Source organism: Pseudoalteromonas sp. SD03 (assembly GCF_040937955.1).
In the GTDB taxonomy this organism is placed as follows: domain Bacteria; phylum Pseudomonadota; class Gammaproteobacteria; order Enterobacterales; family Alteromonadaceae; genus Pseudoalteromonas; species Pseudoalteromonas tetraodonis.
Genome location: NZ_CP162514.1, coordinates 3,366,948 through 3,393,577 on the forward strand (window position 1 = coordinate 3,366,948; position 26,630 = coordinate 3,393,577).

Here is a 26,630-nt window from a genome sequence, read left to right on the forward strand (position 1 = left end):
CTACTTGATACGATTGATATAGCTAATAAGATCCGTGTTATAATGGCTGCAATTCAATCAAGGCACAGTAAAGTAACGTATTTATGATCCAAATCTCAGAAATAGAACTGCTTCGCGGTGGCAAAGCTTTATTAAAAAATGCATCGGCTACATTATTTCCAGAGCACAAAGTAGGCCTTGTTGGTGCTAATGGCTGTGGTAAGTCAACGCTATTTAGTTTATTAAAGTCTGAGCTTTCATTAGATGGCGGTAATTGCAGTATTCCTAAAGATTGGTCACTGGCCTCAGTAAAACAAGAAACCCCCGCCCTTGAAATAAGCGCTATAGATTACGTACTGCAAGGCCACCCTGAATATTATGCGCTACGAATTGCTTTGCGTGAAGCTGAGCAAACCAATGATGGCGACACTCAAGCTAAAGTGCATATTCAGCTAGAAAATATTAAAGGCTATAGCATAGAAGCCAAGGCAGGAGAGCTATTACATGGTTTAGGGTTTGCTAATAACCAAATAGAAAATCCGGTAAGTGCATTTTCGGGTGGTTGGCGTATGCGTTTAAACTTAGCCCAAGCGCTTATTCGCGATGCCGACTTGCTGTTACTGGATGAGCCTACAAACCACCTTGATTTAGATGCTGTGTATTGGCTTGAGCGTTTTTTACGTGCATACACTGGTACACTGGTACTGATATCTCATGATCGAGAGTTTTTAGATGCGGTGGTTGATCAAATTTGGCATATAGATAAACAACTTATCAATGTATATAAAGGCAATTACTCGCAGTTTGAACGCCAAAAAGCTGAGCGTTTATTACAGCAGCAAGCCATGTTTGAAAAACAACAAGATCAAATTGCCCACTTAGAGCAATTTATTACTCGTTTTAAAGCTAAAGCCAGTAAAGCCAAACAGGCACAAAGCCGCGTTAAAGCGCTAGAACGCATGGAAAAACTTGCCCCTGCACATGCTGACTCGCCATTTGATTTTGAATTTGCCGAGCCAACCGCTCTGCCTAACCCGCTAATGACGCTCGACAAAGCAAAAGCTGGTTATGGCGATGTGACCATTTTAAACAGTATTAAGCTGAACTTAGTGCCAGGCAGCCGTATTGCACTACTTGGTAGAAATGGCGCAGGTAAATCAACACTTATTAAGCTGCTCTCTGGTGACTTACAACCTCAAGCAGGTGAAGTGTTTCAGCATCAGGGGTTAAACATTGGCTACTTTGCGCAGCATCAATTGGAATCACTTGATTTAAAAGCCAGTGCCGTCACTCACCTGCAACGTTTAAACCCTAAAGCCAGCGAACAATCACTGCGTGACTTTTTAGGCGGCTTTGCCTTTGTAGGCGATAAAGCACTCGACCCTGTTGCCCCTTTTTCAGGCGGCGAAAAAGCGCGCTTAGTGCTAGCTATGTTAGTCTATCAAAAGCCAAACTTACTGTTACTCGATGAGCCAACCAACCACCTTGATTTAGAAATGCGCCACGCATTGGTTATGGCATTACAAGGCTTTGAAGGCGCTATGGTCACGGTATCGCATGATCGCCACATGCTTAAAAACACCGCTGATGAATTTTACTTAGTTGATAACGGCGAAGTTACTCAGTTTGGTTACGACCTAGACGCGTATTATCAGTGGCTGCTTAATGCTAATAAAGAAGCCGCTAAAAGCGACACCGATGACGAGCCAAAAGCCCACTCACAAGTAAACCGAAAAGAGCAAAAGCGCTTAGAGGCCGAGTTTAGAAAAGCGATTCAACCGCTTAAAAAGCAAATTGAAAAGCTTGAAAAACAATTGGATAAATTTGCTGCAGAATTAGCTGACGTTGAAGAGGCGCTCGGCGATAACACACTTTATAACGATGAAAATAAAGCTAAGCTCAAAGAGCTAATTACCAAGCAAGCCACACTTACGCCTAAGCTTAATAATGTTGAAGAAGAGTTATTAATGGCCCTTGAAGAGATGGAACAAAAAGAACAGGCATTCGCCGATGAACTTGCTTAACAGCAACGATTTTTGGCAGTTTGCATGTCAGCTTTATAGCGAAGATGGCATGCAAGCGCGCCTGTTAGATTACCAAAACCTGCAAGGTAAAAACGTCAACCTATGCTTGTTGCTGTATTACTTAGATTCTCTCAATCTAGCTATTAACCAAACACAGCTGAGCAAGCTTGAACAATCTATTAGTGAATTTGAGCAGCAGGTATTAAAGCCTCTACGTACTACCCGCGCCTATTTAAAAACAATTCAAACCGAGATTACCGATTACGCCGCAATTCGAAAAGCACTTCTCGGCGCCGAGTTGAAGTTAGAAAAGCAGCAACAAATAATATTGATTGATGTAGTTAATAGTATGGATTTAACAGCCTGTTCAACGCCCAATAACAGCGATAAATATTTGGCATGATTTTTCACCATTATTTTCATCATATCACTTATATTATGAATATTAGCTCGTAATATACGTGGTTACTTTGGTTTGTTTTATAAACCAAGCTGCATATCTTTGGCTTTGTATTGAAACACCTCTTCTAATGGCAAGTTAAAAACTATAGAAATTTTAAAAGCCACTTCTAGAGAGGGTGAATATTTATTTGCCTCAATTGCCATTACCGTTTGCCGAGTTACACCAATAGCATCTGCTAATTGCTTTTGCGTCATTTCATCGCGTAAAAAGCGTAATGTTCGAATAGAGTTAGTTATTACATACTCACTCATAAATATTACCCGTTCTACCTTTATAAAGCTGCGCTATATAGTTGACTATTTCGGCAATCAAAAAAGCACCTACCATGACGTGCATTGGTAAGTATGGAATATTATATTCAATGGCTGGGCCCCAGTTATTAGCTTCAATTTGATACTGAACAATAGCAACACAAATTCCCGTCTGTAATATTATGGCCTTATATTTATAACCCACTAAATTTATTTGCTTTTCTCTCACATCAGGTGGCTGATTTAATTCATTATCACTGATAAATGAAAGTAATAAATAGCTCAATACTATAAGTATCACAGAATAAATTAACACCTGTAGCAATAAACCAGATAACCAAGAAACAGAACTAAGCTGCTGCGTACTCGTATTCATTAGGCTGTTTACATAAAAGTAAGATATGTACACGCTTACTAGTAAATCGATACTCAGCGTCAGTTCTCTAAAACTTATGCTTTGTAAAAATTCTTTAAAGTGCTCTGAACGAGTCATATAAAGCTAACCCCAAGTAAAATATTTTTGACTTTAAAACTATAAGTTCACTCTTTAGCCATGTCAAATATATTTAACACTAGGTTTATTTTATTTAACCTAAAACAAAGCAACGGTTATTCAAAGCTGAACTTTGCTGACCATCTTTATTATAAAAGTGATTAAAAAATCGCAGATAATTTACTAAAAAGTGCAAAATCGACTTAACTTTATTGATCAAAATCAACATCTGCATTGCCCATTTTATAATCTTTTAAATAGCTTGATCTGGATCATATCAAGCCCTGCCAAGCCAGCCTATGATTAACCCATAGACATCAGGAGGCCATTATGGACGTATTCTTTAGAGATTTTTTTAGCGACCCAGTACTATTTTTATCATTTGGATTTTTAGGCGTCGTTATTAGTTTATGCCTCTTCTTTGTGTATTTTTTCATGAAAAAAGTACACGATGCAGATATTAAAGAACAGCATTAAGCACGACGCACAAAGCGCCTTATTAGTTTACTGATTAGGCGCTTTTTATTTTTAAATATAAAAAATTTGCTACACTAGCGCTTCGTTTATTGCAAAGTGCGTAGTACAGACATGATCCCTAAGTTCAAACCCGCATGGTGGATGACCAACCGACACGTTCAAACCATAATGCCGCGTTTTTTTCGCCCTTTTCACCATACTCGCTACGAACTTGCGCAACTTGATACACCCGATGGTGACTTTATTGAGCTTGCTTGGTCACTCCCGCATAACGAAACGGCGCCGCTCGCAGTGGTACTTCATGGACTTGAAGGCAACATAAATAGTTTTTATGCCAAAGGCATGATGAAAGCATTAAAAAAGCAAGGGTTTGCAGTGGTGCTAATGCACTTTAGAAACTGCTCAACCGAAGTCAATCGCCTGCCAAGAGCCTACCATAGTGGCGACACTGCCGATTTAGCTTTTTTTATAAACCATTTAAAACAGCAATTTCCAAAGCGCCCGATTGTGGCGGTTGGCTTTTCATTGGGTGGTAATGTGCTGGCTAAATACTTAGGGGAAGAACACATTCACTGCCCGCTTAGTGCAGCCGCCGTGATATCTGCGCCCTATGATTTGTCATCATCTAGTGATGTTATTCGTAAAAGCTTAGGTAAAATTTACCAAAAATATTTGCTCGATCGGATGAAAAAGTCGATGCAACGCAAACTACCACAAATTAAACAGCAAATACCGATCACCACCGATCAGTTAATGGAAATTGACGATTTATTAGAGTTCGATAACCAGCTTACAGCACCGCTACATGGCTTTGAAAATGCGCACGACTACTACAAAAAAGCCAGTGCCATGCCGTATTTAAAAGATATTGCGACACCCACACTAATTATTCATGCCAAAGACGACCCTATGCTGTCGATTAAAGCAGTTCCAAGTAGTCAGAATGTGAGTGAGCATGTTACGCTGCGTATCTCAGAGAAGGGCGGCCACGTAGGTTTTATTAGCGGTAACAACCCATTTAAACCCGTGTTTTGGTTAGAGCAAGTGGTGCCTGATTATTTTAAGCAATGTGTATTTAATAACACCGATAAAGAGTGGCTATGATTATTCCTTTTGAACAACTTGATAAAGACACACTGTACAACCTAATTGAAAGCTACGTTTTGCGCGAAGGCACTGACTATGGCGAACAAGAGTTCAGTATTGAAAGTAAAGTAGCGCAAGTAAATCAGCAATTAAAAAGCGGCGAAGCTATGGTATTTTTCTCTGAGCTACATGAGTCGGTCACCATAATTTCTAAAAGTGAATTCAAAGCACTACAAAGTGAAGCGCAATTCGACGAGTAAACTTGTCAGACACGGCGTAAAAATAGACAATGGCTTTTTTAACTTAAAGAGCCATTATAAATGATAAAACTAAGCTCAATAGTTATTGCAATGTCGATTGCATTAACAGGTGCAGTACACGCAGAAATTAATCCCTCGGATAAAGCAATTAAGCTTGCACACGATACCATTTTAATCGATACCCACATTGATGTACCTTACCGTATTCACGCAAAATGGGCTGATGTAACTAAAGCTACTGATGGCGGCGATTTTGATTACCCTCGTGCAGTAAAAGGCGGTTTAAACGCGCCATTTATGTCGATTTATATTCCTGCTCATTTAGAGTTTGAAGGCAAAGGCAAAAGCTTTCAATTAGCGAATCAATTGATTGATGGTATGGAAGCAATTGCACAACGTGCACCTGACAAGTTTGCCATTGCCAGCTCAACAAGCGATATCGAAGCACAATTTAAGCAAGGTAAAATGTCGATTGCTATGGGCATGGAAAACGGCTCACCCATTGAAGGCGATTTAAACAACCTACAGCATTTTTTTGACCGTGGTGTGCGCTATATCACCCTTGCTCACTCGCAAAGCAACCATATTTCTGACTCATCATACGATATTCGTCGCAAGTGGAAAGGCCTAAGCCCATTTGGTAAAGAACTAGTAAAAGAGATGAATAATATCGGCATGCTGATTGATGTGTCTCATATCTCGGACGATGCGTTTTATCAAGTGATGGAACTGTCTAACACCCCTGTGATTGCATCACACTCATCACTACGTAAATACACACCAGGTTTTGAGCGTAATATGAATGACGACATGTTATTAGCTCTTAAAAAGAACGGTGGTGTTATTCAAATTAACTTTGGTTCAAGCTTTGTTACTGCTAAAGCAGGTACGTGGGGCAAACAGTTAAAAAGTAAAAAAGAAGCGGTAAAAAAAGATGGTACTAAGTTAAGTAAAGATTTTGATGCGATGTACCGCGCTAAAAACCCTTACCCATTTGCAAGCTTAGAGCAAGTGCTTGATCATATTGATCACGTTGTGAAGTTAATTGGTATCGAGCATGTTGGTATTGGCTCTGATTACGACGGCGTAGGTGACTCACTGCCTATCGGTTTAAAAGATGTGTCTAGCTACCCCAATCTAGTTCAAGGTTTAATGGACAGAGACTACAGCGATAGCGATATTAAAAAGATTTTAAGCGGCAATACGCTAAGAGTGTGGAAGCAAGCTGAGCAATACGCAAAATCTCATTAAGCTTTACGCGCTAGGCTTAGGTCTAGCGCTTATAGCCACTTTAAACACCGTATTTCGCCACTCACGCCCCGCATTCTTAATTAACCCGTATATTTAACCCTCATTTAACACACTTTTTAACAGACTTATATTTCGAAAACAGATAAATTACCCATTTTAGAGGCTGATTATTTTATGACTATAAACAAAGGAACTATTGCGATTGCTATAGCAACACTTGCCTTGGTAATTTCATGCTACGGAACATTTTTTAAAGATCAGGCCAGTTCGCTTAATAAACCCAACCAGCAACAGCTAAGCTCCACAGTTTCTATTAGTACTCCTGCAGAATACCAGCAATCAAATGAAGCCCTAATTGACGAACTAAGCAAGAAAGTAAGTTCGCTACAACGCAAAATAGCAAACTTAAAACTGCACGCTAATGACTCTTATCAAGAACAAGATACCGACGAATTTAAGGAGCTTGTTCTTGACGTACTAGAGGAAAAACAGCAGCAAGAAGATGAAAAACGACGTGAGCAAAATCCTCTTTATAGCTTTTATGCAGATTTACCAGAAGACTATGATTTAAGGATCAAATCAGAACCTGATTATGCTAAACAAATAAACTCTCAATTAAGAGAGCAAACTTTAGATCCAAGCATCTCTGATTTAAATAGGTTAGCTGCACTGAGCCAACTGCAAATGAATATGTATATTCTAAATAAATCTACTATGCCTGAGTATGACTATGAAGTAGTGGGTAACATTTTAAATTTAGCGAACAACAGTAGTGACGAAAAGTTTAAAATTCAAGCTGTTGAGTTATCAACTCAAACACCGGTACTTGATTACCGCCTTGCAGAGCAGTTTACAAACTTGTTAGAGCAAGACTCGAATGATTATATCCGTCGCTTAGCTGCACAAGGGTTGATGGCGCAATACTACCAAGCTCAAAATAAACAAGGTGGTTATACGAAGCAAATGGCGCAACATCTACTTTCAGTTTATGACAATACCTCTGACAATGCAGTCAGGGCAACGCTTGACGAAATGATGGGTAACCAAGATATGCTTGATGAATTACGTAAGAATGCTGGTTACTAACTAATTAAGTCCATACTCCTACTTTGTTACAGCGATAACATTAATAATTACATTTTACCTCAGGCATAAAAAAACCGAGACTGAGCTCGGGTTTTATTAATGCTTAATGCATTACAACTAATGATTACTCTACGATAGTTGCTACAAAGCACCGATGCCTAAGTAAGTGCGCCACCTTCATGCTTTATCCTCTGAGTTCGATAAAACTCAACCCATGCTACGATGATCAAATTAATACCGCTTTGCTCTGCCTGAAGCCTCGCACCTAATACCTGAAACCTGTATTTTTCTTGAGACATTAAAAAGCCCGACGCTAAGCTCGGTTTTTTTCGTATTAATTAGCTAGGCTAATTATTACTCGTTGAACGTTGCGACAAAGCACCTACCCCTAAGGTAAGAGCGCCACCTTCACATGAAGTAAATTGCAGACATTAAAAAACCCGAGGCTAAGCTCGGGTTTTTTCGTATTAATTAGCTAGGCTAATTATTACTCGTTGAACGTTGCTACAAAGCACCTACGCCTAAGGTAACTGCGCCACCTTCACATGATGTAAATCGCAGCCATTAAAAAAGGCCACCTAAGTGACCTTTTTCTAACAATTAACTTAAACGTTAATTATTACTCTACGATAGTTGCTACAACACCAGCACCTACAGTACGGCCACCTTCACGGATAGCGAAACGAAGACCTTCGTCCATCGCGATTGGCGCGATTAGCGTTACAGTCATCTTAACGTTATCACCAGGCATTACCATTTCTACGCCTTCTGGTAACTGTACGTCACCTGTTACGTCAGTTGTACGGAAGTAGAACTGTGGACGGTAACCTTTGAAGAATGGAGTATGACGACCACCTTCATCTTTCGAAAGTACGTATACTTCTGAAGTGAATGTAGTGTGTGGCTTGATTGAACCAGGCTTAGCTAGTACTTGACCACGTTCAACGTCTTCACGCTTAGTACCACGTAAAAGTGCACCAATGTTCTCACCAGCACGACCTTCGTCAAGAAGCTTACGGAACATCTCAACACCAGTACAAGTAGACTTAGTCGTCTCTTTGATACCAACGATTTCAACTTCGTCGTTCACGTTGATGATACCAGCTTCAACACGGCCAGTTACAACAGTACCACGACCTTGGATTGAGAAAACGTCTTCGATAGGCATGATGAATGGCTTATCGATGTCACGCTCTGGCTCTGGAATGTAAGTATCTAGTGCTTCTGCAAGCTCTACGATTTTAGCTTCCCATTGCTCTTCGCCTTCAAGTGCTTTAAGTGCAGAACCTTGAATTAGTGGTAAGTCATCACCTGGGAAGTCGTATTCAGAAAGAAGTTCACGAACTTCCATTTCTACTAGCTCAAGTAGCTCTTCATCATCAACCATGTCACATTTGTTCATGAACACAACGATGTAAGGAACACCAACTTGGCGAGAAAGTAGGATGTGCTCACGAGTTTGTGGCATAGGGCCATCAGTCGCAGCTACTACTAAGATAGCGCCATCCATTTGAGCAGCACCAGTGATCATGTTTTTAACATAATCGGCGTGACCAGGACAATCTACGTGTGCGTAGTGACGAGTAGGAGTATCGTACTCAACGTGTGAAGTTGAGATTGTGATACCACGCTCGCGCTCTTCTGGAGCGTTATCGATTGATGCGAAATCTTTAGCAACACCGCCGTATACTTTTGCAAGTACGTTAGTGATTGCTGCAGTTAGTGTAGTTTTACCGTGGTCAACGTGGCCGATTGTACCAACGTTTACGTGCGGTTTTACGCGTTCAAACTTTTCTTTTGCCATGACGGAACCTATCAGTTTTGTGTATCTAGATTACATATGAAAATAATCCACCATAGGTAGATTAAGTTAATTTTTTCAAATTTCAAATAGTTTTTTCTGACAGATAAAGGAAGTGTTTAAGGCGATTCGATTGACTGGTGCTGATAGGCAGATTTGAACTGCCGACCTCACCCTTACCAAGGGTGCGCTCTACCAACTGAGCTATATCAGCATCATCAAATTGGAGCGGGCAGCGGGAATCGAACCCGCATCATCAGCTTGGAAGGCTGAGGTAATAGCCATTATACGATGCCCGCTTTAAGGAACCTGTTCTTAAACTACCTCTAACCGTCTAGAATAAAGTGGTGGAGGGAGCTGGATTCGAACCAGCGAAGGCTGAGCCGTCAGATTTACAGTCTGATCCCTTTGGCCGCTCGGGAACCCCTCCACGATAATTCTTTACTAAGCACTTCCGGTAAAAGGAAAGTGGTGCCGACTAACCGAGTCGAACGGTTGACCTACTGATTACAAGTCAGTTGCTCTACCAGCTGAGCTAAGTCGGCACTGCTTTAGTACGGGGCGAGATTCTAGAGTAAGGTTTATTGGGATGCAACCAAAAAATTAAAAAAAATGTGATTTAATGCTTCAAATGCTCACTATTCGCGCAAAAAGCTGTTTTTTTGTTGTTTTTAACTCTTTTTAGCTAACTCATACCAGTAATTTAAGCCTTTCATTACTAGCATTGGGTCGAAAATACTCTGTGAAAAATGCCCTTGTAACAGCTGACCATAACCACCCGCAAAAATTAAGAGGCTATTTTTTGTCTTTAAATGCAATCTTGCTTGCTCAATGGCACCCATAGTTGCCACTAAGGCTCCGTTTTTTAACCCATTAGGGGTGTTTTTTCCAAGCTCATTAGCAAATGGCGTGTTTGCATCATTAAATACCCTCTGAGTATTTTGAGTGAGTGATGAGGTCATTAAATCAAGCCCAGGTAATATCCAGCCTCCTAGATGCTGCCCATCATTATTGAGAACGTCTATAGTAGTAGCCGTGCCAGCATCAACAACAATAGCAGCCGTATTAGGGTAAAGCGTATAACCGCTAATAAGCGCCAACCATCTATCTATACCCAAATTACCTACTTGCTGATACGCGCAGCGCAACCCACCAAGCTCACTACTAACCGTAGCCTCAAAACAATCAATATTATGCGTTTTGGCTTGCGCTAATAATTGTTTAAGTAACTCGCTACGACCAACACAAGCGTAAATAACAACCGTAATTTGCTGCCATGAAATATTATTAATATCACATGGCTGTATTTGCCCGTTTTCCCACAATACGGCTTTGAGTGAAGTATTACCTACATCAATTAACAATCTCATGCTTGCGCCTTTCTTAATGAAATCTCGCCGCCATAATAACTTTTTACTTCGCCGTCTTGGCGAATACGTACACCACCGTGCGCATCTATACCTTCACAAATGCCACGCCAACTACGATGCCCAGTATTAAGCTCTACCTGCTCGCCTGCAAACGCATTTAATGCATTCCATTGTTGATACATAGTTTGTAAGCCGTTCTCGCGATATTGCGCTAAGCGCTGCTCTAACCAATAAGTTAATGAAGCTACTAATTGATTTTTATCTAGCTGCTGGGTGTGCTGACTTAAATCTGTCCATGCTTGGTCAATGTGCTGACTTGCACTTTGTGGCATATTTAAATTAATACCAATTCCTATCACCAACTGACAGGGCCCTTGTGGTTGCCCGTCTAATTCAACTAATACGCCAGCGAGCTTTTGTTTGTTTATGTAAATGTCGTTTGGCCACTTTAACTCTACATCAATACCATAAAGTGCTTTTATCGCATCATACACCGCTAAACCAACCGCAATCGATACACCCATAGCGGCTTGTAAACCATCATCTAATCGCCAAAAATAGCTGTAGTATAAGTTGGCACCAAATGGCGATTGCCATACACGCCCTCGACGCCCCCGACCTGCTTGCTGCATTTCGGCAACGATTACCGTGCCCGACTGAAGTGGTGTTTTAGCCTGAATGCGGCGCATTAGTTCGCTGTTGGTTGAATCAATGAGCGGCTGCACTTCAATATTAGCGGTATTTTGCCCTAACTCAGCATAAAGCTGTTGTATTTTTTCCTGATTAAGTAATCCTACTTGGTTATTTAAGCAATAGCCTTTACCTGTAACTTTAAATACATCTAAGCCCATAGCTTGTAGGCTTTGAATGTGTTTACTAACAGCGGCACGACTAATTCCTAATTCCTCTCCTAAAGCTTGCCCAGAGACAAACCCGCCTTTATTAAGCGCATTTAAAATAGCCAGCTTGTTTCCATCAGGTGCTTTCATGCTGATTGCTCCAAAGAGATATGGCATTCATTGTGTTGATCAATTAACCGCACTTCGTGTTCTAAGTTTATGTTATAGCGCGCTAAAACAGTGTTTTGAATATGGGTGATCATGCTGATCAAATCATCCCCTGTACTGTGACCATGGTTAACGAGCACCAAAGCTTGCTGCTGATGCACTTCAATACCGGCAATCTTATATCCCTTTAATCCCGCTTGCTCTATTAACCACCCCGCTGCAACTTTATGATGACCGGCTCCGTGTGGGTAATGAGGTAACTCAGGAAACTGCGCAAGTAACGGCACTAACGCAGCATTCGTAATAATGGGGTTTTTAAAAAAACTCCCAGCATTAGCTAGTTTATAAGGGTCTGGGAGTTTGCTATTGCGTGTTTGTATCACCTGCTCACATACTTGCTGTGGCGTCGGGTTTTTTAGTTGTTGTAGCGGTCCATAACTGAGTACTGGTTGCCATATTTTTGGCAGTTTAAAGTGCACTTGGGTGATCACCGCTTTATTTTTTAACGCGTGTTTAAAAACCGATTCACGATAAGCAAAGTGGCATTGCTGATTAGTTAAAGATTTGAAGCAGTTGCTATTAATATCAAAATAGTCAACAGCTTCTATAAATTGTGCTATTTCTAAACCGTAGGCACCAATATTTTGCACTGGCGCAGCACCGACTGTGCCAGGTATGAGTGCTAAATTTTCAAACCCTGCTATGCTTTGCTCAAGCAAGTAAGTCACTAATTGATGCCAATTTTCACCGGCAGCCGCACTGACTAAAAAATCATTTTCCCGTTCAGTAATATTAATTCCTTGGGTCGCCATTTTAATAACCGTGCCAGCATAATCATTTAAAAAAATGGTATTACTGCCCTCCCCTAACAGACAAAAAGGCGCGTTAAAGCTCTGAGTTTGAAGCTGCGCTGAGTCGGTGATCTCAATAAAATTTTGGCATTGGCTACTTAATGCAAATGTATGTAGGGGTTGTAATGAGTGCGCCACAAGGGTCCTAAAGGTACCAGTAATTAATCGCTCTAGTTTAACTCATCGTCGCAAATTGCGCATCAGCTTGTAAAAATTGTTCAACCCACTGTGGCAATCATGTTATAAAACGGGTACTTTTTTATTTGTACTCAAGGTAATTATGAAAATCAAACCTCTTTTTTTAAGCCTCGCTATGGCCGGTATGTGCTCGCAAGTAATGGCTAGCGCTATTGATCAAAATTCCTACGCCAACCTTGATGATGTTATCACCACGCATTTAAACCTTGATTTAGACATCGACTTTGCCGACAAGCAATTAGAAGGTTTTGTTGAGCATACGCTACAATGGCAAAACGCGAAAAGCACAAAGCTAGTACTTGATACCCGCGATCTTGATATTGATAAAGTGATGTATCAAACAGCCAATGGCAATTGGCATAAAGCCAGTTTTAACCTTGCTAATCGCGACGATGTTAAAGGCTCAAAACTAACCATTACATTTAAAAGCCAAGCTGAAAAAGTCCGTATTTACTACAACAGTCGCCCAGAAGCGTCGGGCTTACAGTGGTTAACGCCAGAGCAAACAGCCAGTAAAACGCACCCGTTTATGTATAGTCAATCGCAAGCGATACATGCACGTAGTTGGATCCCTGTGCAAGATACCCCAGCAATGCGTGTGACTTATTCTGCACGTATTCATACCCCTGAAGATGTGCGTGCGGTAATGAGTGCCGATAATAAAGATGCCCTTTATAAAGACGGTGATTACCACTTCAATATGCCACAAGCAATTTCGCCTTACCTAATTGCGATTGGTGCTGGTAACTTAGAATTTAAAGCGATGTCTAAACAAACCGGTATTTTTGCTGAACCGACTATTTTGGATGCCTCAGTTGCTGAGTTTAATGACACCCAAGCGATGATCGACAAAACCAATGCGATGTATGGTGAATATGCTTGGGGTCGCTATGACTTACTTATGCTACCGCCTAGCTTCCCATTTGGTGGCATGGAAAACCCGCGTCTATCATTTATTACCCCAACCGTTGTTGCTGGCGATAAAAGCCTAGTTAACCTGATTGCACATGAGCTTGCTCACTCTTGGTCTGGTAACTTAGTAACCAATGCCACATGGGAAGACTTATGGTTAAACGAAGGATTTACCTCTTACGTTGAAAACCGCATTATGGAAGAAGTATTTGGTCGCGACCGTGCAGTAATGGAGCAAGCGCTTGATGCTGCTGGTCTGCGTGCGCAACTTAAAACCATTGATGCACCAGACACTCGCCTTAATTTAAAACTTAATGGCCGCGATCCGGATGATGCGTTTAGCTCAGTGCCTTACACAAAGGGTCAGCTATTTTTAATCTACCTAGAAGAAAAATATGGCCGTGATAAGTTTGATGACTTTGTTAAAACTTACTTTAATGAATTTGCGTTTAAATCGCTAACCACTGCGCAATTTGTGACTTACATCAAAGCTAACTTAATTGAAAAGTACCCTGGTGTAGTGAGCATGGATAAAGTGAACGAGTGGATTTTTGAGCCAGGTTTACCAAGTGATGCACCTAACCCTACCTCTGATGCGTTCGATAAAGTAGATGCTGCAACACAAGCATGGTTAAAGGGGGATACAACTGCCGCACAATTACCTACTGCAAATTGGACAGTGCATGAGTGGCTGCACTTTTTAAATAACCTACCGCGCGATTTAAGCATTGAAAAAATGACTGAATTAGACGGCGAGTTTAACTTAACCCAATCAACTAACGCAGAACGCGCATTTGCATGGTACATGCTAGCAGTGGGTAACGGTTACCAACCGATTTACCCTGCGCTTGATAAACACTTATCGGGTATTGGTCGTCGTAAGCTAATAGTGCCACTTTACAAAGCACTTATTACACATGGTAAAAAAGGCTGGGCACAAAGCGTGTACTTAAAAGCACGTCCGGGTTATCACCCACTTGCACAAGGTACCATTGACGCGTTATTTGAATAAATAATAGCGTTACCAATAAACTAAAAAGGGCCAATTTGGCCCTTTTTTAATGCTTAATTATTTTGTTACTTTATCTAAAAAAGCCTGCCTTTCAGCGAGCGTTGCTTGTTGCCACCAAAAGTCGAGCATATTTGCCGCACTTGGCATGCCTTTTCCATTAATTGGCGTAATCGGTTTAATGGGACGACTCGGTTTTTGCGGGCCCGCTGGGGTTGCTGTTGTTTGCTGGTTAAACTGTGCGCTTTGAACTTGTCGTTCGGCAATAATATTTAATGGCTTAGCTAAGGTGCTGCCTTTTGCTTTTAAACTCACTTGCGGTGCCTCAGCAAATACTTTTGCCGCTACCGCATTTTCAGCACGATTAAATACTAAGGTGTAATCTTTACCCGCTTCAATGGTTACATTCACCCAAAAAGGTTCTGACTCAATCACTTCATGATCGTCATAACCTAAGTCATATAAATCTGTGTATTTAAGTTTTAGCTGATAAGTACCCGGTGCTAATTCAACATCATCAACACGACTAAAAAGCGAACTTTCAATTATTCGTTCACCCACTTGCAAAGGAACAAATTCCTCAGGAAAGTGAATATTTTCTGCCAAACTCGATGCACTCACTAAGAGCGCCGCTACACTGCCTAATAATATTGATTTACGCATAATTACTCCTTTAGTTGATTTCAGTTTGACACTGCTAGCAAAATTTGTCATTAGTGACACATATATTAATCAAATAAATTAGAGTCATCATTATGAGCCAAGAGACTATTTTTACTAAAATTATTAATCGCGAAATTCCAGCAGATATTATTTACGAAGACGATGACACGCTAGCGTTTAAAGACATTAATCCTCAAGCGCCATTTCATGTATTAATTATTCCCAAGCAACCAATTGCCACTATAAATGATATAAATAATGAAAACTCACATTTAGTTGGTAATTTATACACGGTCGCCGCAAAACTGGCCAAGCAACACAACTTTAGCGATGACGGCTACCGCGTTGTGATGAACTGTAATGAACATGGTGGCCAAACTGTGTATCACATACATTTACATATGCTCGCAGGTAAAGAAATGGGCTGGCCTCCATACCAAGAAACTAAAAAAACGGCGCTATAGTGCTTAGTTAAATCTTAGATTAGTTTAAAAAAATCAAAAATACGGCGTTTTTCTTACTACACGAAAAAAAACAATTACTTATTTGCAACATTTTATGTTTAAATAATCGGAAATCGCACCTTTTCTCCAGTGAAATAATGATTTTCTAATACAAAAGGTGTGTAGGGATTGTGGTAAAATTAATTAGCCAGCTTTATAAAAGAGTAAAAAAACATGAGCAGTTCAGCCTTTTTGTTGTTAGATGAAGAACCAATTAACACTATTGGTATTAACGTTTTAGAGCCATTGTTAAAAACGCAAGGCCTTGACGTAACTACGGGTACAAATATTTTAGATGTTCCGGTAGGTACTCGCTTATTGTTCATTGAAACATCAAGTAAAGACGCATGGACAAAGCTAAAAGAGCAACTCGTTAATTTACGCATCAAGTGCGATATTGTGTTGTTCAATTTAGATGAAAACCCAGAGCTTGCTAATCGCGCATTACTTAGCGGTATTCGTGGTGTATTTTACACCACAGATAATGCCGATGTACTCATGAAAGGGATTCGTTTATTACTCGAAGATCAGCTTTGGTATCGTCGTGACATTATGTGTAATGCGCTTAACCGCATGCTGCAATTTAATAAAGATGCCCTGCATAAGCTAACTGATGGTGATATTGAACCAATAAAGCTAACGAAGCGTGAAAAAGCAATTATCTCGTTAATGAGTAATGGTTCTAAAAATAAAGAAATTGCTGAAGAGTTAAGTATTAGCCCGCATACGGTTAAAACTCATTTATACAGTGCATTTAGAAAAACTAAATGTCGTAACCGTATTGAATTACTTTCTTGGGCACAACAAAACATTCCTGACGAAATTCGTTAACGTTTGTTTGAATAAATACCATACAGGCACTTTAAGTGCCTGTTTTTATATCTTCTTTAAAAAACGCTGTTGGGGTCTTAATGCTCGACTCATTTACGCTTTATTTTGCCAGTATCGCCGTTATGACAGTGATGACGCTACTGAACTTTTTAACCTGGCGTACCAATAAGCATGTTCCCGGCACGTTACTTTATATTTTCTATCCTTTACTGCTATTAGCTGCCATTGTTAGTTTTGCGCTAATAGGCAAAATTCCTGATCAGATTGCCATTACCCTTGCTAATAACATGATGTTTTTAGCCTCTATTGTGCATTGTTTGTCACTGAGTCAATTTTTAAATTATCATGGTCGTGGCCTTAAGTTTGTTTGCCTATTTACAGCGCTCAGCGCTTTGCTGCTTGTTTATTTCACATTTTTACAGCCCTCAATGCGCTCACGGGTATATATTTCTGATTTGCAGCATATTGTAGAGGCCACTTTTTTATTATTTATATTTATAAAATATGCGCGAAAACCCTACCCTAACGCCAGTATTGTTTACATTATTATTTTAACTTTAGTTGCAGCAAGTTTTATTACCCGAAGCCTATTTATGGATGACATTGCACAACAGGATGCCATTTTAAATTCATGGTTTAACTCACTGTTATTTTTAAATAGTGTTATTGCCCCCATGTTCTATGCTGCAGGTATGGCGTTGTTATGTAATGAGCGCAGGGAATTACGACTTAATAAACTCACCGAAAAAGCTCATAAAGATTTAGAAATTCGCGGACTGTTTTTATCCACCATCAGCCATGAAATACGCACACCACTAAACGGCATATTAGGCAGTGCACAACTGGTATTAAATCAAACCAGCGACAGCCGTAACAAAGCCTATTGTGAGGCCATTATCAACTCAGCTGAGTCACTCAACTTACTGGTAGATAAAGTGCTGGAATATGCAAGCTTAGATCAGCACGACGAAGCCCTGTACGAAGAAGACATAGAGTTTAAAACGTGGCTGCAAAACTTATGTTTGCTGTTAAGCCCTCTGGCCGAACAAAAACAACTTAAATTTGAGCTCGCCTGTAATATCCCCGACAAAGCCTGTTACTACTGCGACCAACAAAAACTCAGACAAATTATTATTAACCTTGTCGGTAATGCGATTAAATTTACCGATACGGGGATGGTAAAAGTACAAATAGACTTAATTAATGAAACCCAGCTAGATCATACCCTTAAAGTAAGCGTACTCGATTCAGGCCCTGGTATTGAAAAAGATGAAATTGATTATTTAACTGAGCCCTACATTCAAAGCAGTGCCGGTAAAGAAAAAGGCGGAACAGGTCTAGGACTAGCTATAACCAGTCGCCTTCTCGATAAAATTAATAGCCAGCTAGAAATTACCAGTGAGCTGGGAGTAGGCAGTGTATTTAGCTTTAACATGACGTTAGCTATTGGTGAGCTTAGTCTCGTAGAGCAACGCCATCAAAGTAAGGACTATTTAACCGGACTCGATGTATTACTTGTTGAAGATTTAGATCTGAACCAAAAAATTGCCGTTGAATTTATGGCTGACGACGAGCATAAAATTAAGCTCGCTAAAGATGGCAAAAGTGCGATTGAGTTGATGAAAAAATACCACTTTGATGTGGTGCTACTTGATATGAACTTACCCGATTTAACAGGGCAACAGGTACTAAAAACTCTCAAACGGGTGGAGCATAAAAATCAGCGAACGCCGGTGCTGGCCTTTACTGCCAGTTTGAGCCCTGATGAAATAAAAGAATACTTAGCACTGGGTATTAAAGACATTGTTGGCAAGCCATTAAAGCAAGAGAAACTACGCCAAGCATTGAGTGATTCACAGTCAACACAAACAGCTAATATTGCTGTCGAGCTGATTGATACGTTATACGATGAAACCGCAACAGACACCCTGACAAGCTCTTTTAGTATTGATGAAGTATCTTCTATCTATAATGAATTTATTCTTTCTGCTCGTAATAAGCTGAGCCGTTGCCAAGCTTTATTAGAGCAAGACACCGAGCAATGCATTAAGTTATTACATCGCCAAGCTAGCACCGCTATGCAACTTGGTTTTAATAGCTATGGACTAGCTCTAAAAAAAATTGAGCGACGCTTACTAGATAAAAAACCATTAAATAACTCGTTAAATGAAGCCAGCACACTGTGGCAACACAGTTTAGAGGCGTATTTAAAGTATGTACGGCAAGGACTAGGGTAAAAACGGGCTACGGGCTACGGGCTACGGGCTACGGGCTACGGGCTACCAAGTTTTACTGCAGTGACAAATAATCAAGCATTTTCACTATTTATACTGTTATTTTCTGCCGTATATATCGTCAAATCGCTCTATATCGCTTTCATCTAAAATGGCACCCGTTTGCACTTCAATAACAACTAAGGGCTCGGGCTGATTATTCGCTAAACTGTGCAGCTGTTTTGCAGCAATATAACAAGACTGGTCATGGGTCAGCGTTAAGCTTTGCTGGTCAATACATATATCTGCAGTGCCCGACACCACAACCCAATGCTCAGCGCGATGCTGATGACGCTGCGTTGAGAGCCTAGCCCCACTATTAACGGTTATTTTTTTTACTTTAAAACCGATACTTTCTACCAGCGTACGATAATTTCCCCAAGGGCGGTAAACCACCTGATGGTGTGTCAGTTTGTTATTATGTGTTGTTGTCAATTGCTTGAGTAATAACGGGAGGGCATCAAGCGCATTTTGATCAGCAATTAAAGTGGCGTCGTGGGTATGAATAACCGCTAAATCGCTTACCCCTAACGTCGCTATTGTGTGTCCATCTTCGCTAATAACTAAGTTGTTACTACTGTTTTGGGCGATATGTTCTTGGTGTGGGCTATTACCCTGTGGATCTTTTTTACTCAACGCTGCGAGTGCAGAAAAACTACCCACATCGCTCCAATTTAATGCAACGGGCATTACCACCACATTATTACTACGCTCTAAAATAGCATAATCAATCGAGTCACTTGGGCAAGATTCAAGTGCATGAGTATTTGCTCTTGTAAACGCTAAGTCTTGTTTAAAATCAGTGGCACTAGCAACACTTTTAGCTATTTTTGGCGCAAAGCGTTCCAGCTCTTTTAGATATGCAGCGGGAGTAAATAAAAACATTCCACTGTTCCAACTATAACCGCCCTCAGTTAAATAGGTTGATGCAGTTGCTAAATCAGGTTTTTCTTTAAACTGGTCTACCTCAAAGCAAGCAGTACCTATAATTGCTGTGCCCTGTTTGATATAGCCATAACCGGTATGCGGCTCTGTTGGCGTAATTGAAAATGTAACTAATTTACCTTGCTCAGCCAGTGTCACCGCATCAGATAACTGAGCAGTTAATGGCGTAAAATCTTCAATATAATGATCGGCAGGCATCACCAACAAAGGACCTGTAATATTATTTTTTAATGCATAGTGCGCGGCAAGGGCAATGGCTGGTGCGGTATTTTTGCCTTCTGGCTCAAGTACTATGGCATGGGGCTTTGCAAATGCTGCCTGCTGCGCGGCAATAAATCGATGCTGCTCATTACAGACCAAAATAGCGGGATTAAAGTCCTCAGTTGCAACACGCACTAACGTGCTTTGCAATAACGACTGCTGGTTTTTATTATCAAGCAAAGATAAAAACTGCTTTGGCATTGCTTGGCGCGACAGCGGCCAAAGCCGTGTGCCAATGCCGCCAGCTAAAATTACCGGTGTAATAAGGGTTGTATTCATAAAGCCGCCAATAAAAATATCAGCGGCTATTTTAGCACTTTATCGGCTGGGCGCTAATTTATACCAATGTAAAAGCATCAGCATCTAAATGTGCCGGAAATTTAGCTCTAAACTCATCAAGCGGCGCTTTATTTAACATGATTGTTAGTAGTGCTTGCTGGTCGTCATTCGCTTTAATCAGTGGCTCACCTTTAAAGTCATACACTGCAGTTCCACCACTGTGGTCAATACCATTGCCATCTTCACCAACCCGGTTTACGCCAACCACGTAGCATAGGTTTTCCATTGCTCGTGCCATTAATAAAGTGTCCCATACATTGCGCCTTGCTGCTGGCCAATTGGCAATATTTATCATCACGTCGTAGTCATTGTTATTGCGCTGAAACACCGGAAACCGTAAGTCGTAGCATACTTGTGGCAATATTTTAAACCCATTGAGTTCAAACACTTCACGCGTTTGTCCTGCCACTACAAACTCGCCTTCGTTACCTAAACAAAATAAGTGCCGTTTATCGTAATAGCTCACTTCTCCATTTGGTTGTACCCAGTAAAACCGATTCGCTTTTTTACTTCCTTGGGTTACCAATACCGAGCCTGCAATTACCGCATTATAGTGCTTCGCCTGTGCCTTGAGCCAACTCAGTACTGAGCCATTTTCAGCTTCGCCACAGTCAAGGTTAACCGCAAATCCAGTGGCAAAGGTTTCAGGAAGTACAATTAAATCAGGTTGATTGGTGATATTAGCAAGCTGTTTTTCAAACATAGCTAAATTGGCTTTTTTATCGAGCCAATGCAGCGAGCTTTGTAATAATGCGAAGGTTAAAGTTGACATAAAATATGTGCCGCCTCTATTAAGGTTTGATCATTTTTAGCAAAACATAAACGAATAACTTTATCATTGCTTGGTTGCTGATAAAACACGCTCAGTGGAATGGCTGCAACGCCTGCTTGTTCTGCTAACCATTGGCAAAATTCTACGTCATTTAAATCCGATACATCACTGTAATCAAGCAGTAAAAAGTAGGTGCCTTCACTTGGTAAAATGCTAAAGCGGCTATCTTGTAGAGCATTACTGAGCACATCGCGTTTTTGTTGATAAAACTCACTTAGCGCATCCACATGCTCACCTTGCTGTTCTAACATATCGGCGAGTGCATGTTGCGCAGGCGTGAAGCTTGAAAAAGTCACATATTGGTGAATTTTACGAAACTCGACCGCAAGTGTAGCGGGTGCGATGCAGTAACCCATTTTCCAACCAGTGCTATGAAAAGTCTTGCCAAAGCTTGAGATCACAAAGCTGCGAGCAAACAATTCCTCATCTCGTAACACACTTAAATGTGGTTGCTTATCAAAAGTAATATGCTCGTATACTTCATCACTTATCAGGTATAAATCATGCTCGATGACTAAGGCTTTTAGGGCATTAATATCGTGCTGTTTTAACGTTTTACCACTTGGGTTATGTGGAGTGTTGATAATAATAGCCCGCGTTTTGCTATTAATAGCCGCAGCCACCGTTTGCCAGTCAATTACATAACTCGGAGCATGCAGAGCAATATTAACTGACTTACCACCGGCCAATTCAATCGCTGGCTGGTAAGAGTCATAAGCAGGGTCAAATACAATGACTTCATCACCTTCGCGCACTAGCGCTTGAATGGCAACAAACAGCGCCTCGGTTGCCCCTGAGGTTACCGTTACTTGCTGCGCGGCATCTATTTCAACCGCATATTTTCGTTTTGCTAACTGGGCAATTTGTTGCTGCAGGCGCGGTACACCAGATGAAGGTGAATATTGATTAACTCCTTCAAGCACATAATGATTAAGCTGTTTTTTAAGTAGCTCAGGCGCATCAAACTCAGGAAAACCCTGCGATAAATTAATCGCTTCGAATTGATTTGCTAAAGCAGTCATTTGACTAAAAATACTGGTGCCTAAATTTGGCAATTTACTTTCAAACACTGGTTACCCTTAATGATGGTTTTACGCCCAAAGCGATGCTATCATTGCTTAAAACAGAAGTATAGCCGTCTAAAACAAATAGCTTTATGCTCATTAGTGAGGAATGTATGCAAAACAATACCGCTATTTCAGAACTTATTGAAGCCGGAAAATGGGTCAGTCAAAAAGGTTGGGTACCCGCAACAGGTGGAAACTTTTCAGCTCGCACCAGTACGGGCTTTGTAGTCACAGCCAGTGGCCACGACAAAGGCGCGTTAATGCCTGAGCATTTTCTACAATTAAATCATTTAGGTGAGCGTGTTGCAGGGGCAATAAAACCCTCAGCCGAAACACAACTGCATTTGAGCTTGTATCAACTTATTCCTGACGCGCAATATGTTTTGCATACTCACTCGGTAGCGGCAACTGTACTTTCAAATATTATTCAACGCCATCAGCTTGAACTAACCGGCTACGAGATGCAAAAAGCGCTCAGCGGTATTACATCGCACTTAGAATCACTGGCCATCCCTATTTTCGATAACGATCAAGATATAGACCGTTTAAGCCTACTTGTGAGCGACCATCACTTACACTCACCAATTAAGCATGCCGTATTGATCAGAGGTCATGGTTTATATGCTGTTGGCCGTAACATTGATGAAGTTCGCCGCCATTTAGAGGCATTAGAGTTTTTATTTAGTTGCGAGCTAGAACGCTTAAAAATAACAGGAACCGCACTATGATCAAAGCATTGCTAACTGATATTGAAGGCACTATTACGCGTATTTCGTTTGTAAAAGATGTGCTATTTCCTTATGCCGCACAACAACTGCCTGCATTTGTGCGCGGTCACACAGAACAGCCTGAAGTAGCAGAACAAATTAGCGCTGTAAAAGCTGAAATTAACGAGCCTAATGCCGATATCGACACCGTTATTAGCACTTTACTTACTTGGATTGAAGAAGATAAAAAAATAACGCCACTTAAACAATTACAAGGTTTAATTTGGCAAACAGGCTATGAAAACGGTGATTTTACTGGTCACTTATACCCAGATGCTTATCAATTTTTACAACAACAAAAGCAAGCTGGCCAACAGTTATACGTTTATTCGTCGGGCTCTGTGAAAGCACAGCATTTAATTTTTCAGTATTCTGACTTTGGCGATATTCGCTCACTATTTAGTGATTACTTTGATACCAAAGTAGGCGCTAAACAAGCGCCAAGCGCCTATGAAAACATAATAACGCAATTGCCTTTTAACCCAGACGAAGTATTGTTTTTAAGTGATGTAGTTGCAGAGCTTGATGCTGCAAAAACCGCTGGGCTTAAAACTTTACATTTAATTCGCGATGGGCAAGAAAGCTCATCAAAGCACAGCTACATTAACGATTTTAGCCAATTTAAAGCGGAGCATTTAGCATGAGCCAACTCACTATTTTTGCAGATTCTGACGCCACTAATGCACTGCTGACCAGTAGCGACGTTCAACGTATTACCGCTGAACTTGCTAAGGTTAATGTGCGTTTTGAGCAATGGCAGGCAAATACCGAGATCACTGAAAGCACCAGCAATGATGATATTTTAACTGCCTACAGCGGCGATATTGAACACTTAAAACAGCAAGGCGGCTATCAAACTGTTGACGTTATATCGCTGGCTAAAGGCAACCCTGATGTTTCAGAATTGCGCAAAAAATTTTTATTTGAACACACTCACAGCGAAGACGAAGTACGCTTTTTTGTCAAAGGCCAAGGGTTATTTTGCTTACACATTGGCAGTAAAGTGTACCAAGTACTTTGCCAACAAGGCGATTTGATCTCAGTACCTGAACTGACACCTCATTGGTTTGATATGGGTAGCGACCCAGAATTTACCGCTATTCGTCTATTTAACAATACACAAGGTTGGGTAGCACAAAGCACGGAATCACCGATTGCAGAGCACTTTCCATTATTACCGTAAGTTAATCATTCAAAACCCTGGTCCACACAAATAAACATAACGTGGACCAAACGCATCGCAAAATTACTTCAGCTGTAAGAGCACGCCATTTTCTACCTGACTCTGGTTATAAACACCGGTATCTAACACCCACCCAGTAACCAAGTTTGCGGGTGTTACGTCAAATGCGGGGTTATATACATTAGCATTAGTGGGAGCCCACAATGCCTCGCCAAAACTACCACTAACACCACGCACTTCTTGTGGATTACGTTGCTCTATTTCTATATCGCTACCTTGGGCAGTATTTACGTCAAGCGTAGTAACCGGTGCCACCACATAAAATGGAATATTATGAAAATGCGCAAGCACCGCTAAATTATAAGTACCGACTTTATTGGCAAAGTCGCCATTAGCAGCAATACGATCAGCCCCTACAACAATTTTATCTACCTTACCTGCAGCCATTAAACTGGCCGCCATGTTATCGCAAATTAGCGTGTAAGGTATTTGCCAACGCTCCAATTCAAACGCAGTTAAACGTCCACCTTGTAGTAAGGGGCGCGTTTCATCCACCCACACATGGACATCGCCATGGGCTTGTTGTGCTTTATAAATAACACCCAATGCAGTACCTATGCCAGCAGTGGCTAAAGCGCCTGTATTACAGTGAGTTAATATATTGTCGCCGCTATTTATTAGCTCGGCACCACGTGTTGCCATACGCTCACATAGCTCAATGTCTTCAATAAATAACTGCTCAGCCGTTGCAACAATACTGGCAACATAATCAGTTTGTTTAAGCGCTTGGCGCAACGCCGCCATACAATGCATTAAGTTAACCGCTGTTGGGCGAGTGGCTTCTAGCTCATTTATGGCGGTTGCAAGCGCGTCTCTAGTCATACCTTGCTCAGCTAAATAAGCAATTAATAAACTGGCCCCTAAGCCTATAAGTGGCGCACCACGCACTTTTAAGCTGATGATCAGCTCTTTCATGGTCTCTACAGTGTGGCATTCATGCCACACTTGTTGATGAGGAAGCAAATATTGATCAAGTACGCTCAGCGTACTATTTTCATATTTTAAACTGCTTGCGATTAAATTTTGCATAAGGCTCAAAAGATTAGAAGTGCGTAGGGTTATTTTACACCACTTTGAAGAACTCTCAAGTTAGACTTATAGACATCTAAACATTTAAAGGTATAGAATGCTTAAATGCATCTTTATTGAGAATAAAACCATGACTAACTATGTTGCTTTTAATGCACAGCACGCTATTAATTACATCAATTCGTTAATTGAATCTAATCAATACGACTTTTTTAAGCCGGGGCAAGCGCTTACCGCTTATGAATTTGGTGACGGTAATCTCAACTTAGTATTTAGAATTACGGATGAGCAAAACAACAGTATTATATTAAAGCAAGCTTTACCGTATGCGCGTTGTGTAGGTGAGTCGTGGCCATTAACACTTGATAGAGCACGCATTGAGGCAGAAGTTTTACTTAATCATGGGGCTATTTGCCCTGCGCATACGGTTACTGTTTTACATTACAATAAAGACTTAGCCCTGACCATTTTAGAAGATTTAGGTGATATGCAAATTTTGCGAACAGCGCAAAATAATGCTGAACAATTTTCAAACCTTGCTCACCACGTAGCTGTGTATTTAAGCCAAACGGGCTTTTATAACTCTGACTTTTATTTATTAGCGCAAGATAAAAAAGCACGTATTAGCCAATTTACTAACCCTGAATTGTGCCAAATTACTGAAGATTTATTTTTTAGCGATCCGTACACAGAGCATGAACGCAACAACTATCCGGCACAATTACAAACTGAAGTTGAGGCTATTCGTAAAAACGGGGCATTAAAACTTGAAGTAGCAAAGCTAAAAGCTAACTTTTTATCGAACCCACAAACCTTGTTGCATGGCGATATGCACAGCGGAAGTATTTTTGTTAATCAAACTACCACTAAAATGATCGACCCTGAGTTTGGCTTTTTTGGCCCTATTGGCTTTGATATTGGATCTTTTATCGGTAACTTACTACTAAATTACTGTGCTCAGCACGGTCGCATTGACGACTTTGTAGCACGTCGTAATTATCAAACCCATTTATTAAGTACATTGGTTGAATGCTACGCCACATTTGAACAACAGTGGTTTGAGCTCATAAATAAGCAAACAACTGATGAGACACTTAAAGCTTCAGGCTACGCAGAGTATTTTATGAAACATGTTTTACAAGATGCTATTGGCTACTGTGGCATAGAGCTAATTAGACGCACTATAGGCCTTGCTAATGTAATTGATATAGAAGGCATTACCGATGAGGCCGCACGGTTAAACGTACAAAAACAAACATTAGCACTGGGTGAGCAATTGATTTTAAATGCCCACACTTGCGATACTAAAGACGCGTTTTTCAGCTTGCTAATAAGCCATTTAAATTAGGGTCTGTTTGA

Annotated in this window: 26 protein-coding genes and 4 tRNA genes; 14 read left to right on the forward strand and 16 right to left on the reverse strand. The window is 40.7% G+C overall.

Annotation, left to right across the window (positions count from 1 at the left end; translation table 11 throughout):
* Nucleotides 1-83: 83 nt before the first annotated feature.
* Both ABZP26_RS15750 and ABZP26_RS15755 read left to right on the forward strand, forming a co-directional pair.
* The gene (locus ABZP26_RS15750; RefSeq protein ID WP_013466169.1) at nt 84-2,003 is read left to right on the forward strand and encodes an ATP-binding cassette domain-containing protein; all 1,920 of its coding nucleotides are present in this window, start codon (nt 84-86) and stop codon (nt 2,001-2,003) included.
* Nucleotides 1,990-2,406, forward strand: coding sequence for a TIGR02444 family protein (locus ABZP26_RS15755; RefSeq protein ID WP_013466170.1), 417 nt, complete (start codon nt 1,990-1,992; stop codon nt 2,404-2,406). Before ABZP26_RS15750 ends, ABZP26_RS15755 begins: the two co-directional genes overlap by 14 nt.
* Nucleotides 2,407-2,483: 77 nt before the next feature.
* On the opposite strand, the gene ABZP26_RS15760 is transcribed toward ABZP26_RS15755, so the two are convergent.
* Together ABZP26_RS15760 and ABZP26_RS15765 are read right to left on the reverse strand one after the other, a co-directional pair.
* Complete coding sequence (locus tag ABZP26_RS15760; RefSeq protein WP_013466171.1) at nt 2,484-2,717, reverse strand: helix-turn-helix transcriptional regulator; 234 nt, start codon at nt 2,715-2,717, stop codon at nt 2,484-2,486.
* Nucleotides 2,710-3,210 carry a hypothetical protein gene (locus ABZP26_RS15765; RefSeq protein WP_368485138.1) on the reverse strand — a complete coding sequence of 167 codons (501 nt, stop codon included), beginning with the start codon at nt 3,208-3,210 and terminating at the stop codon, nt 2,710-2,712. The genes ABZP26_RS15760 and ABZP26_RS15765 overlap by 8 nt, the downstream gene beginning before the upstream one ends.
* Nucleotides 3,211-3,798: 588 nt before the next feature.
* On the opposite strand from ABZP26_RS15765, the gene ABZP26_RS15770 reads away from it, so the two are divergent.
* The 4 genes from ABZP26_RS15770 to ABZP26_RS15785 all read left to right on the forward strand — a co-directional run bounded on the left by ABZP26_RS15770 (nt 3,799) and on the right by ABZP26_RS15785 (nt 7,370).
* Nucleotides 3,799-4,791, forward strand: coding sequence for a hydrolase (locus ABZP26_RS15770; RefSeq protein WP_013466176.1), 993 nt, complete (start codon nt 3,799-3,801; stop codon nt 4,789-4,791).
* Nucleotides 4,788-5,033, forward strand: a complete 246-nt coding sequence (locus tag ABZP26_RS15775; protein WP_008114225.1) for a YheU family protein — start codon at nt 4,788-4,790, stop codon at nt 5,031-5,033. Before ABZP26_RS15770 ends, ABZP26_RS15775 begins: the two co-directional genes overlap by 4 nt.
* Nucleotides 5,034-5,093: 60 nt before the next feature.
* Entirely contained in the window at nt 5,094-6,284 is a 1,191-nt protein-coding gene (locus ABZP26_RS15780) for a dipeptidase (RefSeq protein WP_368485139.1), read from the forward strand.
* A gap of 174 nt (nt 6,285-6,458) precedes the next feature.
* Nucleotides 6,459-7,370: a hypothetical protein gene (locus ABZP26_RS15785; RefSeq protein ID WP_036957063.1), complete on the forward strand. Its 912-nt coding sequence runs from the start codon at nt 6,459-6,461 to the stop codon at nt 7,368-7,370.
* A 158-nt stretch (nt 7,371-7,528) separates the two neighbouring features.
* Here ABZP26_RS15785 and ABZP26_RS15790 read toward each other — a convergent pair whose 3' ends face one another.
* From ABZP26_RS15790 to murB, 9 genes are all read right to left on the reverse strand, one after another.
* Entirely contained in the window at nt 7,529-7,669 is a 141-nt protein-coding gene (locus ABZP26_RS15790) for a hypothetical protein (RefSeq protein ID WP_164907914.1), read from the reverse strand.
* Between the two features lie 320 nt (nt 7,670-7,989).
* Nucleotides 7,990-9,174 (reverse strand): elongation factor Tu, encoded by a 1,185-nt coding sequence (gene tuf, locus ABZP26_RS15795; RefSeq protein WP_013463851.1) that lies wholly within the window; start codon nt 9,172-9,174, stop codon nt 7,990-7,992.
* A gap of 135 nt (nt 9,175-9,309) precedes the next feature.
* A tRNA-Thr gene (locus ABZP26_RS15800) sits at nt 9,310-9,385 on the reverse strand.
* Between the two features lie 10 nt (nt 9,386-9,395).
* Nucleotides 9,396-9,470: transfer RNA gene (locus tag ABZP26_RS15805), tRNA-Gly, on the reverse strand.
* Nucleotides 9,471-9,516: 46 nt separating this feature from the next.
* Nucleotides 9,517-9,601 (reverse strand) — tRNA-Tyr (locus ABZP26_RS15810).
* A 39-nt stretch (nt 9,602-9,640) separates the two neighbouring features.
* Nucleotides 9,641-9,716 (reverse strand) — tRNA-Thr (locus ABZP26_RS15815).
* Nucleotides 9,717-9,842: 126 nt separating this feature from the next.
* The gene (locus ABZP26_RS15820) at nt 9,843-10,541 is read right to left on the reverse strand and encodes a type III pantothenate kinase (RefSeq protein ID WP_368485140.1); all 699 of its coding nucleotides are present in this window, start codon (nt 10,539-10,541) and stop codon (nt 9,843-9,845) included.
* Nucleotides 10,538-11,530 (reverse strand): bifunctional biotin--[acetyl-CoA-carboxylase] ligase/biotin operon repressor BirA, encoded by a 993-nt coding sequence (gene birA / locus ABZP26_RS15825; RefSeq protein WP_024602235.1) that lies wholly within the window; start codon nt 11,528-11,530, stop codon nt 10,538-10,540. The genes ABZP26_RS15820 and birA overlap by 4 nt, the downstream gene beginning before the upstream one ends.
* Nucleotides 11,527-12,537 (reverse strand): UDP-N-acetylmuramate dehydrogenase, encoded by a 1,011-nt coding sequence (murB, locus tag ABZP26_RS15830; protein ID WP_096038835.1) that lies wholly within the window; start codon nt 12,535-12,537, stop codon nt 11,527-11,529. The genes birA and murB overlap by 4 nt, the downstream gene beginning before the upstream one ends.
* Nucleotides 12,538-12,679: 142 nt before the next feature.
* On the opposite strand from murB, the gene ABZP26_RS15835 reads away from it, so the two are divergent.
* The gene (locus ABZP26_RS15835; protein WP_096038836.1) at nt 12,680-14,521 is read left to right on the forward strand and encodes a M1 family metallopeptidase; all 1,842 of its coding nucleotides are present in this window, start codon (nt 12,680-12,682) and stop codon (nt 14,519-14,521) included.
* 57 nt (nt 14,522-14,578) lie between these two features.
* Here the strand turns inward: ABZP26_RS15835 and ABZP26_RS15840 are convergent, their stop codons facing one another.
* Nucleotides 14,579-15,181: a DUF2057 domain-containing protein gene (locus tag ABZP26_RS15840; RefSeq protein WP_013466184.1), complete on the reverse strand. Its 603-nt coding sequence runs from the start codon at nt 15,179-15,181 to the stop codon at nt 14,579-14,581.
* A 92-nt stretch (nt 15,182-15,273) separates the two neighbouring features.
* On the opposite strand from ABZP26_RS15840, the gene ABZP26_RS15845 reads away from it, so the two are divergent.
* The 3 genes from ABZP26_RS15845 (at nt 15,274) to ABZP26_RS15855 (ending at nt 18,752) form a co-directional block, all read left to right on the forward strand.
* A complete protein-coding gene (locus ABZP26_RS15845; protein ID WP_013466185.1) occupies nt 15,274-15,645 on the forward strand; it encodes a histidine triad nucleotide-binding protein in 372 nt (123 codons plus the stop codon).
* A gap of 213 nt (nt 15,646-15,858) precedes the next feature.
* A complete protein-coding gene (locus tag ABZP26_RS15850) occupies nt 15,859-16,515 on the forward strand; it encodes a response regulator transcription factor (protein WP_008108518.1) in 657 nt (218 codons plus the stop codon).
* An 80-nt stretch (nt 16,516-16,595) separates the two neighbouring features.
* Entirely contained in the window at nt 16,596-18,752 is a 2,157-nt protein-coding gene (locus ABZP26_RS15855; protein WP_013466186.1) for a response regulator, read from the forward strand.
* 96 nt (nt 18,753-18,848) lie between these two features.
* Here the strand turns inward: ABZP26_RS15855 and ABZP26_RS15860 are convergent, their stop codons facing one another.
* From ABZP26_RS15860 to ABZP26_RS15870, 3 genes are read right to left on the reverse strand one after another with little or no spacing between them, the layout of a single operon-like run.
* Nucleotides 18,849-20,273 (reverse strand): mannose-1-phosphate guanylyltransferase/mannose-6-phosphate isomerase, encoded by a 1,425-nt coding sequence (locus tag ABZP26_RS15860; RefSeq protein ID WP_090495071.1) that lies wholly within the window; start codon nt 20,271-20,273, stop codon nt 18,849-18,851.
* Between the two features lie 58 nt (nt 20,274-20,331).
* Nucleotides 20,332-21,105 (reverse strand): amidohydrolase, encoded by a 774-nt coding sequence (locus tag ABZP26_RS15865; RefSeq protein ID WP_290191626.1) that lies wholly within the window; start codon nt 21,103-21,105, stop codon nt 20,332-20,334.
* Complete coding sequence (locus tag ABZP26_RS15870; protein WP_013466189.1) at nt 21,093-22,235, reverse strand: methionine aminotransferase; 1,143 nt, start codon at nt 22,233-22,235, stop codon at nt 21,093-21,095. Before ABZP26_RS15870 ends, ABZP26_RS15865 begins: the two co-directional genes overlap by 13 nt.
* Before the next feature lie 107 nt (nt 22,236-22,342).
* Between ABZP26_RS15870 and ABZP26_RS15875 the strand changes: the two genes are divergently transcribed.
* From ABZP26_RS15875 to ABZP26_RS15885, 3 genes are read left to right on the forward strand one after another with little or no spacing between them, the layout of a single operon-like run.
* Nucleotides 22,343-22,960 carry a methylthioribulose 1-phosphate dehydratase gene (locus ABZP26_RS15875; protein WP_013466190.1) on the forward strand — a complete coding sequence of 206 codons (618 nt, stop codon included), beginning with the start codon at nt 22,343-22,345 and terminating at the stop codon, nt 22,958-22,960.
* Nucleotides 22,957-23,643, forward strand: coding sequence for an acireductone synthase (mtnC, locus tag ABZP26_RS15880; protein ID WP_138561391.1), 687 nt, complete (start codon nt 22,957-22,959; stop codon nt 23,641-23,643). Before ABZP26_RS15875 ends, mtnC begins: the two co-directional genes overlap by 4 nt.
* Nucleotides 23,640-24,182, forward strand: coding sequence for an acireductone dioxygenase (locus ABZP26_RS15885; protein ID WP_368485141.1), 543 nt, complete (start codon nt 23,640-23,642; stop codon nt 24,180-24,182). Before mtnC ends, ABZP26_RS15885 begins: the two co-directional genes overlap by 4 nt.
* A gap of 63 nt (nt 24,183-24,245) precedes the next feature.
* Here the strand turns inward: ABZP26_RS15885 and mtnA are convergent, their stop codons facing one another.
* Complete coding sequence (mtnA, locus tag ABZP26_RS15890) at nt 24,246-25,271, reverse strand: S-methyl-5-thioribose-1-phosphate isomerase (protein WP_368485142.1); 1,026 nt, start codon at nt 25,269-25,271, stop codon at nt 24,246-24,248.
* Nucleotides 25,272-25,401: 130 nt separating this feature from the next.
* On the opposite strand from mtnA, the gene mtnK reads away from it, so the two are divergent.
* Nucleotides 25,402-26,619: an S-methyl-5-thioribose kinase gene (gene mtnK, locus ABZP26_RS15895; protein ID WP_290191621.1), complete on the forward strand. Its 1,218-nt coding sequence runs from the start codon at nt 25,402-25,404 to the stop codon at nt 26,617-26,619.
* Nucleotides 26,620-26,630 lie beyond the last annotated feature (11 nt).